Source organism: Cellulomonas sp. McL0617 (genome assembly GCF_049994875.1).
Taxonomy (GTDB): domain Bacteria; phylum Actinomycetota; class Actinomycetes; order Actinomycetales; family Cellulomonadaceae; genus Cellulomonas.
The window spans coordinates 1510029-1522401 of record NZ_CP188256.1 but is presented as its reverse complement, the minus strand read 5'-3'; the positions used below and the strand labels follow the sequence as shown (position 1 = coordinate 1522401).

Annotated in this window: 13 protein-coding genes; 1 reads left to right on the top strand and 12 read right to left on the bottom strand. The window is 72.3% G+C overall.

Going from position 1 to position 12373, the window contains the following annotated elements; all coding sequences use genetic code 11:
• Positions 1–13 precede the first annotated feature (13 nt).
• On the top strand, positions 14–577 hold the full coding sequence (locus tag ACPPVS_RS06905; protein WP_426595288.1) for an N-acetyltransferase family protein: 564 nt from the start codon (positions 14–16) through the stop codon (positions 575–577).
• 4 nt (positions 578–581) lie between these two features.
• Here the strand turns inward: ACPPVS_RS06905 and ACPPVS_RS06900 are convergent, their stop codons facing one another.
• The 12 genes from ACPPVS_RS06900 to ACPPVS_RS06845 all read right to left on the bottom strand — a co-directional run bounded on the left by ACPPVS_RS06900 (position 582) and on the right by ACPPVS_RS06845 (position 12238).
• A complete protein-coding gene (locus ACPPVS_RS06900; RefSeq protein WP_426595287.1) occupies positions 582–1313 on the bottom strand; it encodes an alpha/beta hydrolase in 732 nt (243 codons plus the stop codon).
• Positions 1314–1527: 214 nt separating this feature from the next.
• Positions 1528–1992 carry a hypothetical protein gene (locus tag ACPPVS_RS06895; RefSeq protein WP_426595286.1) on the bottom strand — a complete coding sequence of 155 codons (465 nt, stop codon included), beginning with the start codon at positions 1990–1992 and terminating at the stop codon, positions 1528–1530.
• Positions 1993–1995: 3 nt separating this feature from the next.
• The gene (gene dapB, locus ACPPVS_RS06890) at positions 1996–2745 is read right to left on the bottom strand and encodes a 4-hydroxy-tetrahydrodipicolinate reductase (protein ID WP_426595285.1); all 750 of its coding nucleotides are present in this window, start codon (positions 2743–2745) and stop codon (positions 1996–1998) included.
• A gap of 11 nt (positions 2746–2756) precedes the next feature.
• A complete protein-coding gene (locus ACPPVS_RS06885) occupies positions 2757–3560 on the bottom strand; it encodes a hypothetical protein (RefSeq protein ID WP_426595284.1) in 804 nt (267 codons plus the stop codon).
• A 51-nt stretch (positions 3561–3611) separates the two neighbouring features.
• Positions 3612–4841, bottom strand: a complete 1230-nt coding sequence (gene manD, locus ACPPVS_RS06880; protein ID WP_426595283.1) for a D-mannonate dehydratase ManD — start codon at positions 4839–4841, stop codon at positions 3612–3614.
• 2 nt (positions 4842–4843) lie between these two features.
• Positions 4844–6151 (bottom strand): mannitol dehydrogenase family protein, encoded by a 1308-nt coding sequence (locus ACPPVS_RS06875; RefSeq protein ID WP_426595282.1) that lies wholly within the window; start codon positions 6149–6151, stop codon positions 4844–4846.
• Entirely contained in the window at positions 6144–7007 is an 864-nt protein-coding gene (locus ACPPVS_RS06870) for a sugar phosphate isomerase/epimerase family protein (RefSeq protein WP_426595281.1), read from the bottom strand. Before ACPPVS_RS06870 ends, ACPPVS_RS06875 begins: the two co-directional genes overlap by 8 nt.
• Positions 7004–8131 carry a Gfo/Idh/MocA family protein gene (locus ACPPVS_RS06865; protein WP_426595280.1) on the bottom strand — a complete coding sequence of 376 codons (1128 nt, stop codon included), beginning with the start codon at positions 8129–8131 and terminating at the stop codon, positions 7004–7006. The genes ACPPVS_RS06870 and ACPPVS_RS06865 overlap by 4 nt, the downstream gene beginning before the upstream one ends.
• Positions 8128–8961, bottom strand: coding sequence for a sugar phosphate isomerase/epimerase family protein (locus ACPPVS_RS06860; RefSeq protein ID WP_426595279.1), 834 nt, complete (start codon positions 8959–8961; stop codon positions 8128–8130). Before ACPPVS_RS06860 ends, ACPPVS_RS06865 begins: the two co-directional genes overlap by 4 nt.
• Positions 8962–9855, bottom strand: coding sequence for a carbohydrate ABC transporter permease (locus ACPPVS_RS06855; RefSeq protein WP_426595278.1), 894 nt, complete (start codon positions 9853–9855; stop codon positions 8962–8964).
• Positions 9852–10847 (bottom strand): carbohydrate ABC transporter permease, encoded by a 996-nt coding sequence (locus ACPPVS_RS06850; RefSeq protein WP_426595277.1) that lies wholly within the window; start codon positions 10845–10847, stop codon positions 9852–9854. The genes ACPPVS_RS06855 and ACPPVS_RS06850 overlap by 4 nt, the downstream gene beginning before the upstream one ends.
• A gap of 8 nt (positions 10848–10855) precedes the next feature.
• Positions 10856–12238 carry an ABC transporter substrate-binding protein gene (locus ACPPVS_RS06845; RefSeq protein ID WP_426595276.1) on the bottom strand — a complete coding sequence of 461 codons (1383 nt, stop codon included), beginning with the start codon at positions 12236–12238 and terminating at the stop codon, positions 10856–10858.
• Between the last annotated feature and the right edge of the window lie 135 nt (positions 12239–12373).

The window sequence follows — 12373 nt, the reverse complement described above, 5'->3', positions numbered from 1 at the left end:
GAAGGCAAGCGCGATGCCGCTGTTCACCGAGAACGCCGACGTGTCGGTCCGGCCGGCGGTCCGCGGCGACGAGCACGCGATCGCCCGCATCCAGCTGGACGCCTGGCGGGTGTCGCACGCGGACGTCCTGGCAGGAGCGCTCGACCTGCTCGACGAGGCCGCGATCGAGGCGCAGTGGGCCTCTGCCGTGGCGACTCCCCCGGGCGCCGGCTTCCGGGTGCTGGTCGCGTGCGACGGTCCGACGGTGGTCGGCGTGGTGTCGTTGGCCCCCGTTCCCGCCCCGGAGGGCAGGCCCTTCGACGCGCCGGGCGGCGCGATCCTCACGCTCGAGGTCGAGCCCTCGCAGCAGCGCAGCGGCCACGGGTCCCGGCTGCTGGCGGCCGCCGTCGACACGCTGCGGCAGGACGGCGCGGACCAGGTGCACACCTGGGTCCTGGACGGCGACAGCGCCCGTGCCCAGTTCCTCGCGTCCTCGGGCCTGGGTCCCGACGACGTCGCCCGCGAGCTGGCCTCGGGCGCGCTGCCCGACGGCACGCCGCGCGTGGTCGCCGAACACCGGTGGTCGGCCTCGATCTGAGCGGTCAGAGGTGCCGGGCGAAGAACCGGACCGCGCTTTCGGCCTCGAACCGCGGCAGATCCTTGTGCCGTCCCGAGTTCACGTGCAACGACTTCTCGCTCGAGGCGAAGGCATCGAACAGCGCAAGACCGTCCTGGCGCGAGATGTGCTCGTCGTCCCACTGCAGGTCGAACTCGATCGGGATGGTGATCTTCTTCGCGTGCTCGACGAGCTCGTCGGGCCAGTGCTGGCCGAAGACGGCGGCAGTGATCCGAGGTTCGGCGGCCACCAGGGGGACGCCGATCGCCGTTCCCATGTTGATGCCCCAGTAGCCGACCGGACCGCCGGTCCCGATCTCCGCCAGCTGCTGGAGCTCGTCCAGGGCCGCGCGATACTCGGGCACAGCGAGCTCCGCCAGGTAGGTGTTGTACCGGACGACGATCGGGCCTTCCGGCTCGCCGGCCGCCCGCGCCCGGAACAGATCGGCGATCTCCGCCTCGTCGTGCGCCGAGGGCGGCCTCTCGCCGTGACCGGGGGCGTCGAGGACGGCGACGTGAAAGCCGCAGCCGGTCACCAGGAGGCGGGCACGGCCGACCATCGCCGGGTGCAGCTTGTGGTTGCCGCCGCCATGTCCCATGAGGACCAGCGGGGCGCGGACGTCGGCCTCCGGCGACCAGAGCACGCCGGGAACGTCGTTCACCGTGAACGAGCGCTGCACCACGCCGTTCGTCGTCGACGCGGCCGTGAGATGGAGCATGGAGCACATGGGTCATGCCTTTCGAGAGGGCCTGGCGTCTCGGCGCTCCCGGCGACCTCTATGTCGATCGTCCCGTCATGGCGGGCAGGGGGAGCACCCACGGGGGTACGGCGGTCATGGGTCCCACCTCCTGCTGCGACGTCACGGGCAACGCGAAGCTATCAGGCACGTCGCGGAACGGCCGATGCCTTTTCCGACCGTCTCCGAGCGGGACTCAGGTCGGTTGTGCTGGACCCTTGTGGAGCCGGCTGGCCGTGCGCAGAGACTCCCGCGCACGGCGCCGGTCCCCCGCCGCGTCGTAGGCGAACGCCAGGTGGTACCAGGAGCGCCAGTCGTCGGGCTCGGCCTCCGCCAGCTCGCGCGCCGGACCGAACGCCTCCCGCGCGGCCGCTCGGTCGATCCGGCCCCCCGGCGAGCGCGGCAGGTCGTCGACCGGCAGCTCGTCGGCGGCGGCGAGCTCGTCGGCCATCCGCTGCACGTCGACGGCGAGCGACCACTCGCGGAACACCAGCCAGACGACGACGACGGGCAGCACCCAGAACGCGATGCCGAGCACGATCCCGACTGGCTCGCCGGTCCGGATCAGGGCCGTGGCGCGGGCGGCGACGAGCCACACGTACAGGCCGAGCAGGGCGGTCAGGAGGACGGCGCCGGCGACCGCGCGGGCTCGCGAGCTCACGGCTCAGGCCAGGTCGAGCAGGTGCTCGAGGCCGACGGTCAGCCCGGGGCGGCCACCCACCTGCCGAACGCCCAGCAGCACACCAGGCATGAAGCTCACCCGGTCGAACGAGTCCGTACGGATCGTCAGCTGTTCACCCGCGTTGCCCAGCAGGATCTCCTCGTGCGCCACCAGCCCACGCAGCCGCACGGAGTGCACCGGGATGCCGTCGACGGAGGCCCCACGGGCACCGTCGAGGGCCTCGCTCGTCGCGTCGGGGACCGGGCCCAGACCGGCCGCGGCGCGAGCCGCGGCGACCGCGGCTGCCGTGTGCCGGGCGGTGCCCGACGGGGCGTCGATCTTGTCCGGGTGGTGCAGCTCGATGATCTCGACGGACTCGAACCACGGGGCGGCCTTGGCCGCGAACGCCATGGCCAGGACCGCACCCAGCGCGAAGTTCGGTGCGACCAGGACGCCGACGCCGGGCCGGTCGGCCAGGTGGTCGCGCACGCGGGCCAGCGACGCGTCGGTCCAGCCCGTGGTGCCGACGACGACGTGCACGCCCGCGTCGACGAGCGCGTGCACGTTGCCCTCGGTCACGGCGGGGACGGTGAAGTCGACCGCCACATCGGCGTCGGCGGCGCCCGCCAGGTCGTCTCCGACGTCGAGCGCGGCGACGAGCTCGAGGTCGGCGGCTCCCTCGACGGCCCGGACGACCGTCTGTCCCATGCGGCCCGCCGCACCCAGCACGGCGACCTTGATGCGTTCGCTCACGGGGTGGAACCCTATCCGGCGAGGAGCGCCTCGACGCCCTCCGCGAGCCGCCGCAGCTCCTCGGGCTCGAACCCGGTGAACCGTTCGACCTCGCGGGGTGGGTACCCGGCGCGCACGTACCACTGCAGGGCCGCGACGACCGCGTCGGGTCCCACGACGCCGGGTCCGACGGCCTCGCGCACGAACGACGAGAACCGCACGGCGGCGAGGTACTCCATCGGCGGGACGCCCAGGTGCGCGATCGACCACCGGTACAGCTCCGTGACCGTGCAGCCGGCACCGCGGGCCAGGTCCGAGGACCGGACCAGCCCGCCGGCGTCGTCGATCGCCTGCACCACGCCGGCGAACCGGTCGAGCTCGTCGGACCCCTGCCGCGCGAGGGCGCCGACCGTCTCCGTGACGAGTCCGACGGCGGCCGCGTCCGACCCGTCGGCCAGCAGCCTCTCGGTGGCGGCCTGCATGCCCGAGCCGAGGATCGCGTCGACCCCGAGCCAGTCGTCTGTGAGAAGCGTGCCGAGCCGGGCGCCCGCCAGCGGATGCAGCTGGAGGCCGAGCCGGACGGCGCCGGCCGCGCTCTGCCGGACGACCGCACGGGTGGTCAGGCCGCGGACCCCGGAGACGTCGGGCTCACGCGTGCCGCCCAGCGGATCGGCGCGCACGCACGGTCCGCCCAGCACGATCTGCAGCAGCCCTCGACCGTCCGGGAGCAGCACCTCTCGGCCCGCGATCTCGTCGCGCACCACCCACGCGTGCTCCACGAGGTCACGGGCGGAGTGCGTCTCGAACCGCTGGTAGCGCGCCTGGGCGATGGGCATGCTCCATCATCGCCCCAGCGGGCTCGCTCCGGGGGCCGGAGCCGGGCGTGATCACCAGTCGTGCATCGACCCGTCGGACAGCCGGTTGATGGGCAGGTAGGCCGCCGTGTACGGGTGCCCGGCCGCCACGTCGTCGTCGTACACCACGCCCAGCCCCGGACCCTCGCCCGGGACGAGCAGCCCGCCCTCGAACCGCACCTGCGAGCGGAAGACCTCGTCCGTCGCGGCGCTGTGGGTCATGTACTCCTGGATGCCGAAGTTCGGGATGGCGACGCCCAGGTGCAAGGAGGCGGCCAGGCCGACCGGGGAGATGTCCGTGGGGCCGTGCACGCCGGACTTGATCTGGTAGACGCCGGCGTAGTCCAGGATCCGCCGCAGGGCCGTGATGCCGCCGGCGTGCGTGACGGGCGAGCGGACGTAGTCGATCAGCTGCTCCTCGAACAGCTCGCGGTAGTCCCAGATGGTGTTGAACACCTCGCCGATGGCCAGCGGGGTCGTCGTGTGCTCGCGGACCCGGCGCAGCGCGGCCGTGTTCTCCGCCGGGGTCACGTCCTCCAGCCAGAACAGGTCGAAGGGTTCGAGCGACTTGCCCAGCTTGGCGGCCTGGATGGGCGTGAGCCGGTGGTGCGCGTCGTGCAGGAGGGGCAGCTCGGCACCGAACTCACCCCGGACGGCCTCGAACACGCCGGGGACGTGGCGCAGGTACGCGCGGGTGTCCCAGACCTCCTCGACGGGCGCCGCGGACCGGCGGGCGGGCTCGTGGTCGTAGCGGCCGGCACCGTCCGCCGCGCTGGACGCCACCCCGTAGACCGTGCCGAGCCCCGGGATGCCCGACTGGATCCGGATGGCGCGGAATCCCTGCTCCAGGTGGTCGCGCACCGAGTCGAACAGCTCCGGCAGGTCGGCGCCGCTCGCGTGCCCGTAGGCGAGCGCCCCGGTCCGGCTGCGGCCGCCGAGCAGCTGGTACAGCGGCATGCCGGCGGCGCGTGCCTTGATGTCCCACAGCGCCGTGTCGACGGCCGCGATCGACGCCATGGTCACCGGTCCCCGCCGCCAGTACGCACCCCGGTACAGGAACTGCCACATGTCCTCGATGCGGTGCGCGTCCTTGCCGATGAGCAGCGGCACCACGTGCTCGGCCAGGTACGCGACGACGGCGAGCTCGCGACCGTTGAGCGTGGCGTCGCCGAGCCCGACGACGCCGTCGTCGGTGGTCAGGCGCAGGGTGACGAAGTTGCGGCCGGGGCTCGAGACGAGCACCTCGGCGGACGTGATGAGCACGGTCAGAGCCTTTCGAGTCGGGTCGCGAGCGGGTCGATCAGGATGTCGGGGCCGTCGATCGCTGCCAGGACGGCCCCGGCCCTCGCCCTCGGGTCGAGCATCCCCCGTATCGCGTCGGCGAGCCCGCCGGAGGCGTCGTCCGTGGGGCCGAAGCGGACGAGGTACTCGGCCCAGTCGGCCAGCACCCCGAGCTGCGCCTGCCCCGCCGGAAGGCCCGCCGCCACGCGGCGGCGCAGGGGGTCGACGATGCGCACGGGCAGCTTGAACGACCCGTCGGTTGCGATCTGCGCCAGCGAGTGGCGGATCCGCGGGTTGGCGAACCGCTCCCGCAGGGCTGCCAGGGCCTCGTCGATCTCTTCGGACGCCAGGGTCAGGAGCGGACGGGCCTCCTGCCAGAGCAGCTCGAGCTCGTCGGCGAGCGGCCCGGCCGCCTGCGCCACGGTCTCGTGGCCCAGCAGCCGACCGCGATAGGCCAGCAGGGAGTGCCCGGCGTTGAGGAGCCAGAGCTTGCGGCGCTCGTACGGCTCGATGTCGTCGACGAACCGCGCGCCCACCCGCTCCCACGGCGGTCGTCCCGCCGGGAACTCGCCGCTGAGCACCCACTCGCTGAACGGTTCGGTGACCACCGGTACGGCATCGGCGAACCCGGTGAGCTCTCGGGCGACCGCGCGGTCGTCGTCCGTGGTGGCCGGGGTGATCCGGTCCACCATCGTCGAGACGAACGAGACGTTGCGCGCGATCCAGGCGTCGAGGTCCGGATCGACCGCCCCGGCCACGCCCCGCACGACCCGTTCTGTCAGGGAACCGTTGGCGGGCAGGTTGTCGCAGCTCACCACGGCGACGGGGCCGACGCCGGCCGCGCGGCGTGCCCGCAGCCCGTCGACCACACGCCCGGGCGCGGTCCGCGCGCTCCCGTCCGAACGCAGCGCCGCGACGTCGTCGAGCAGGGCGGCGTCGAGCTCGCCGGAGGCTGTCGCGTGGTACCCCGCCTCGGTGACCGTGAGCGTCAGCACGGCGACCACCGGGTCGGCCACCGCGGCCCGCCACGCCGGCGCGTCGGCGCCGTCGTGCGCCGACACGATGCTCTGCACCACGGAGGCGGTGTCGCCCTGCGCCGAGCGCTCGACCAGGACGTACACGCAGTCCTGCGCGGCGAGCGCGGTCGCCGCCGCCGGCGAGCGACCGGTGAACGCGGCGATCCCCCAGCCGTCGTCGGCGCGGTCGGTGTACCAGGCCTGGTGCGCACGGTGGAACGCGCCGAGCCCGAGGTGCACCACGCGGACCGGCGGTCGTCGGGTGCGGTCAGGCACGACGCTCCGCGACACGCGCGTGGACCGCGCGCAGGTACGCCAGGTTGTCCCGGGTGCGCTCCTCGAGCGGCAGCTCCGTCGAGAAGTCCTCGAGCGTGACCCACCCGTCGTAGCCGTGCTCCGCGAGCGCGTCCAGGTACGCCTCGACGTCGGCCTGCCCGCTGCGCAGCGGTGCCCAGCGCTCGGCCCACGTGGTCGCGCCGTCGAACCCGTCGGTCCCGGTGGCCTCCCACGCGACGTTCTTGACGTGCACGTGCGCCAGGTAGGGACCGAGCATCTGGAAGGCGGCGAGCGCGTCCTCCTGGCCCTCGATCACCAGGTTGCCCAGGTCGTGGATGACGCCGACGTGGTCCGGGTCGAGCCCGTCGACCAGCCGGATCGCGGCCGACGCCGACGCCGTGATCGTGCGGTGGTGCAGCTCGACGAGGGCCTTCACGCCGTGCGCGGCGGCGCGCTCCGCGACCCACTCGAGGTCACGGCGGGCGACCGCGAACAGGGCGCGATAGTCACCGGTGCCGAGCGCCGGCATGGTGACCCGCACCTGCCCGGCGCCCAGCACCGCCGTGGCCGAGAGCATGCGCTCGACATTCGCATGGTCGTCGCACCGTGCATAGCCACCGAGGCCCGAGAGCTCGAGCCCGGCCTCCCGCGTGACCCGCGCGATCTCCGGCAGGAGGTCCTCCAGACCGGTGAGCGGCCAGGTGGCGCGGTTGCCGGCCCAGAACCCGGGCGGGTCGGCGGGCTCCTGGTCCGTGATCCGCCACTCGACGCCGTCCCATCCCTGGGCCGCGAGCACGCGCGCGGCCTCGGCCGGCTCCCACTGCGGCGTGGAGGCCGTGAACACCGAGTACCTCATGCCAGCACTCCCCCGGTCGCCACGGGCTCGTCGTCGAGAAGACCGGCGAGCACGTCCGCGACCAGGACCGGCCGGCCCAGGCTGGACGAGAGGTACACGGCGCGGACCACGGCGAGGTCGAGCAGGGCGTCGACGACGCGCACGCCCGGATCCCGGCCCGTGCGGATGGCGTCGACGACGTCCTCGAACTGGCGGGCGTGACCGACCACCCAGGAGTCGTCGGCCTTCGGCGCTCCGCGCAGCTCGTCAGGCGGGACCAGGTCGGCGGCGCGGTTCTCCGGCCTGCCGTCCGACGACAGGAGCTCGAGCTGGTCGTCGTCGATGGTGGCCGAGCCGGCGGAGCCCATCACCTGGATCCGCACGCTCAGCCCCGGGTAGGCCGCCGTCGTGGCGTGCAGGACCGCGAGCGCACCGGAGGCGAACCGGATGGTCGCGACGGCCACGTCCTCCACCTCGACGCGATCGTGAGCCAGCCCGCCCGTGTGGGCGAACACCTCGACCGGCTCGCCGAGGAACCAGACGAGCAGGTCGACGGTGTGCACGCCCTGGTTCATCAGCGCGCCGCCGCCGTCGAGCGCCCACGTGCCGCGCCACTCCCCGGAGTCGTAGTACTCCTGGCTGCGCCACCAGGCCACGGACGCGACCGCGCTGGTCACCCGCCCGAGGCCCCCGCCGTGCGCCGCGCGTGCCACCGCCACCGAGGCGGGGTCGAACCGGTGCTGGCAGATCACCGACACCACCTGGCCGGGGCGGACCGCGGCAGCGAGCGCCCGGCCGCGGGCCATCGTGACGTCGACCGGCTTCTCGACGACCACGTGCACGCCCGCCGCGACGGCCTCGAGGGCCAGCTCGACGTGCGTCCCGCTCGGGGTGCAGATGACCACCAGGCCGACCGACCCGGCCGCGAGCGCGTCGGCGAGCGAGCCGAACTGCGCCGGCCGCGGTCCGCCCAGCTCGTCGACCACCAGGTCCGCCAGCGCGGCGGCCTTCGACGGGACGGGGTCGACGAGGGCGGTCAGGAGCAGCCCCTCGGTGCGGTCGATGGCGCGCGCGTGGTTGCGTGCGATCACCCCGCAGCCGACGAGCGCGACGTTCAGGCGGCTTGTGTTGCCAGAGTTGGTCATACGAGTCCTGCTCCGATCTGTGCGGTGAGCGCCGAGAAGGCGCGGGCGGCGCGGCCGAACTCCCGGGGGCCGGAGAAGCCGCCGAGGGCGTGCACGTCCGTGAGGTGCGGTTCGAGCGAGGCGAAGCCGGTGTACCCGTCGTCGCGCAGGGCGGTGAGGGTCTCGAGCAGCTCGCCGTCCCCTTCGCCCGCGGGTACGACGGTGCCGTCCGCGGCCCGCGCGTCCTTGACCTGCAGGTAGTCGAGGTAGGGGCGCAGCAGGGCGTAGCCGTCGGTGTAGGGCCGCACGCCGACCTGGACGTAGTTCGCGTTGTCCCAGGCCACCCGCAACCGGTCCGACCCGACCGACTCGACGATGTCGAGGACGCGGTCGGGGACGTCGCCGTAGATGTCCTTCTCGTTCTCGTGCACCAGGGTGACGTCCTGGTCCTCGGCGAGCGCCGCGAGCGCGGCCATCCGCACGAGCACCTCGTCGCGGATGTCGTCCTGTGTCCGGTCCGCCGACCGGTAGAACGAGAAGATGCGCACGTACGGCGCCTCGAGCACGTGCGCCGCGTGAAGTGCGCGACCGAGCCGCTCCACCTCGTGCTCGACCGGCAGCGTGACGTCCACCTTGCCGATCGGCGAAGCGATCGCGGACACCGCCATCCCCCGCTCGCGCACGTGGCGCGCGAGCCGCGCGAGCTCCTGCGCCGACAGGTCCACCACATTGGTCCCCCAGGCGCTGCGCACCTCGATGTGCGCGGCACCGAGCGCCTGCAGGACGCTGAGCTGCACCACGGGGTCCGCGTCGATCTCGTCCCCGAACCCCGACAGCTTCCACTCGACCATCTACTTCACTCCTCCGGCGGTCAGGCCACCCACGAGGTAGCGCTGGAACACGAGGTACAGGACGACGACCGGGACCGCGCAGATCAGAGACGCAGCCATCATCTGACCGTAGAGCGGCAGCGCTCCGGTCTCCTGCGTGGCCCCGAAGACCTGCAGGGCGACCGCCGCCGTCCTGGTGTCCTGGTTGGTCATGACGGACGCGAACAGCACGTCGTTCCACCCGAGCAGGAACGCGAAGATGGCCGAGACGACGATGCCGGGCCAGGACAGCGGCACGATGATCCGGGTCAGCACCCGCCACGACGACGCACCGTCGATCCGTGCGGCCTCCTCGAGCTCACGCGGCAGCCCGCGCACGTAGGTCACCATGACCCAGGTCGAGAACGGGAGCGCGAACGTCAGGTAGGTCACGAACACGGCCCAGCGCGTCCCGATGGTGGGGATGCCCAGCAGGGTCGAGGCGCTCGCGAACAGGACGAACACCGGGAGCAGCATGAGCGTGCCGGGGATCGACTGCAGCCCCAGCAGGCCGCGCAGGATGGTCACCCGCCCGCGGAACGCGAACCTGACCAGCACGTAGGCCATCGAGACGGAGACGAACGAGCAGACCACGGCGACGGCGCCGCAGATGATGACACTGTTCGCCAGCCCCCGCCCGAGCTCGACCGTCGACCACACCTTGAGGTAGTTGTCGAGGTTCAGCTCGCGCGGCCAGATCTCCCCGGAGGCGACGCCGAGGTCGGAGTTCACCGACGCCAGCACCATGTACACGACCGGGGCGAGCACGACGACCAGGAGCACGACGATCACGGCCACCAGCAGCGGCTGCGGGAGCAGCCGCCGCACCTCCTCCGCCCGGCCGCGACGTGCCTGCGTCCCGACGACCGCGCTCATCGTGCGCCTCCGTCCGGGGTGGGGCGACGGCGCGCGTCGGCGCCGGTGTCGAGCCGGACGGCCTTGAGGTAGACGAACAACGGGATGGCGACGAGCGCCAGCGCCACCACCGCCATCGCGGCCGAGAGCCCGAACCGGAAGCTCTGGAAGCTGGTCACGTACGTCAGCACGGGAAGCACCTCCACGTCGTGCGGTGCGGGCACGCCGAACATCACGAACGGGAGCGTGAACGCGTTGAGGTTGTGCAGGAACGAGATGACCAGCGCCAGGGTGACCGAGCCACGCAGGTAGGGAAAGACGACGTAGCGCAGCTTGGTCCACCACAGCGCGCCGTCGAGGGCGGCCGCCTCGTGCACCTCGTAGTCGACCGACTGCAGCCCGGCCAGGACCAGCAGGTACGCGAACGGCCACGAGCTCCACGACTGCACGAGCACCAGCGACCAGAAGCTCGTCGGTCCGTTGAGCCATAGTCCCGGGTCCCAGCCGACCAGCCCCGCGGCGTGGTCCATCACGCCACCCGGCTGCATCATCGTGCGCCAGACCGTCGCGACGACGAACGCCGGCAGCACGTAGGGCACCAGGAACAGCGAGCGGACCAGGCCACGCCCGCGGAACCAGTTCTGCGTGGCGAGGGCGGCGACGACGCCGATGGGCAGGGTGACCAGCGAGACGATCACGGCCTGCCCGACGCTCAGGAGCACGGCGTGCGGCAGGGCCGTCGCGGTCACCGCCTCGACGTAGTTCGCAACGCCGATGAACGGCGCCTGGGCCCAGTGCCGGATCGTGTACTGGTCCAGGTCGGTCAGGGAGATCCACACCGCCAGCAGCAGCGGCACGACGATCACGAGCACCATCAGCAGACCGCCGGGCGTCATCATCCACAGAGGACGGTCACGCTCGCTGGGCTGCCGGCGCCGGGCCGGGCGCCCGCCCGCGGGGATCTCCCCCGCGGGCGGCGCGTCCGGGACCGACGACTTCGTCGGGGTTGACATGACCACCACTACTTCGACGCGCCGGCCTTGTCGAGCGCCGCCTGGGCGGTGCTCTGCGCGGTGCCGAGCGCCGCCGTCAGGTCACCGTCGGAGACGCCGCCGCCCTGCAGGGCCGGGAGCGCCTGGACGACCACGTTCGTGAGAGCGAGCTGGGTGTCGCCCCAGGCGCCCGTGAAGGGGGTGCCGACCGCCTTGGCCGAGGAGTCGAGGATCGGCGCCAGCAGGGCGTTGCCGTCCTGCACGACCGAGGCTGCGTCCTTGTTCGTCGGCAGGTCACCGAAGGTCTTGTTGTACGAGACCTGGTTGTCCTTGCTCGTGATCATGTTGACGAACGCGAACGCGAGGTCCTGGTTCTTCGAGTAGTTCGCCACGACGATGTTGTCGCCCGAGATGATGCTGGACGCGGGCTTGCCACCCGAGGGCGTCTTCGTCTGACCCGGCGGGATCGTCGGCATCAGCGCGTACGCGTACCTGCCTGCGACGGCCGACTGGTCGAGCGTCACGTGCGACGTGGCGGAGACCATCGGCACGAAGGCAGCCTTGCCGTCCGCGAACGCGGCGATGGCCTGGGCGTTCTTCCAGCCGATCGAGGCCGGGTCGACGAGCCCGTCCGTGTACCAGCTGAAGTACGTCTCGTAGGCCTTCTTGGCCGTGGGGTCGTCCAGCTTGGCCTTCGTCGTGCTCAGGTCGAGGATCGGGTTGCCCGCCTGGATCGACATGCCCCAGATGAACTTCCACGGGTCGAAGTTGTCGGCGTACGCGATGGCGAGGCCGTGCACGTCGCCCGCCGTGACCTTCGTGGCGTCGGCCGCGAGGTCGTCCCACGTGGTCGGCGGCTCCGTGATGCCCGCGGCGCTCAGCAGGTCCTTGTTGTAGGCCATCACGAACGGCCGGCTGGTGAACGGGACGGCGATCTCGTTGTCGGCGTCCGGGCCGGAGATGCCGAGCGTGCCCTTGACGAACTTGTCGCGGCCGCCGACCTCGCCCCACTCCTTGTCGGTCAGCTTCACGAAGGCACCGGTGGAGTACGCCGTCGGCGTGAACGTCGTGCCGAGGCTGTAGATGTCCGGCCCCTGACCCGAGAGCACGGACGTCTGGATCTTGGTGAGCTCGTCGTTCGCGGTGGCGAAGGTCTCGAACTCGACCGTGGCGCCCGTCTCGGCCTTGAACTGGTCCGACACCTGGCCGAACCAGGCCTTCTGCTGGTCGGGGTACAGGCCGTTCGCGGCGATCATCACGTGCAGCGTCTTGCCCGTGCCGTCGATCGTGGCGGCGGTCGACGCGACCCCGCCCGGCGTCGACGCGGGCGAGTCCGACCCCGAGCAACCGGCGAGGGCGAGGCTGACCGCGATGCCGGCGAGCGCGCCGAGGGTGGCTGTGCGTGCCTTCATCTGACTCTCCTTTGAGTGCGATGGCGGTGCGGCGATCGTCGGCTCCCGACGACCGGCCGCGCCGGTTTCAGGAACTCTAGGGAGACGGCAAATCGCCCTGCAACCCTTTGCCATTCTTTGCCATGTTGTGCTTCG

Excerpts from the sequence above, each read along its gene's own strand:
- ACPPVS_RS06905 (WP_426595288.1), top strand. The coding sequence starts at position 14 with ATGCCGCTGTTCACCGAGAACGCCGACGTGTCGGTCCGGCCGGCGGTC.
- ACPPVS_RS06900 (WP_426595287.1), bottom strand. The coding sequence starts at position 1,313 with ATGCTCCATCTCACGGCCGCGTCGACGACGAACGGCGTGGTGCAGCGC.
- ACPPVS_RS06885 (WP_426595284.1), bottom strand. The coding sequence starts at position 3,560 with ATGCCCATCGCCCAGGCGCGCTACCAGCGGTTCGAGACGCACTCCGCC.
- ACPPVS_RS06870 (WP_426595281.1), bottom strand. The coding sequence starts at position 7,007 with ATGAGGTACTCGGTGTTCACGGCCTCCACGCCGCAGTGGGAGCCGGCC.
- ACPPVS_RS06865 (WP_426595280.1), bottom strand. The coding sequence starts at position 8,131 with ATGACCAACTCTGGCAACACAAGCCGCCTGAACGTCGCGCTCGTCGGC.
- ACPPVS_RS06860 (WP_426595279.1), bottom strand. The coding sequence starts at position 8,961 with ATGGTCGAGTGGAAGCTGTCGGGGTTCGGGGACGAGATCGACGCGGAC.
- ACPPVS_RS06855 (WP_426595278.1), bottom strand. The coding sequence starts at position 9,855 with ATGAGCGCGGTCGTCGGGACGCAGGCACGTCGCGGCCGGGCGGAGGAG.
- ACPPVS_RS06850 (WP_426595277.1), bottom strand. The coding sequence starts at position 10,847 with ATGTCAACCCCGACGAAGTCGTCGGTCCCGGACGCGCCGCCCGCGGGG.
- ACPPVS_RS06845 (WP_426595276.1), bottom strand. The coding sequence starts at position 12,238 with ATGAAGGCACGCACAGCCACCCTCGGCGCGCTCGCCGGCATCGCGGTC.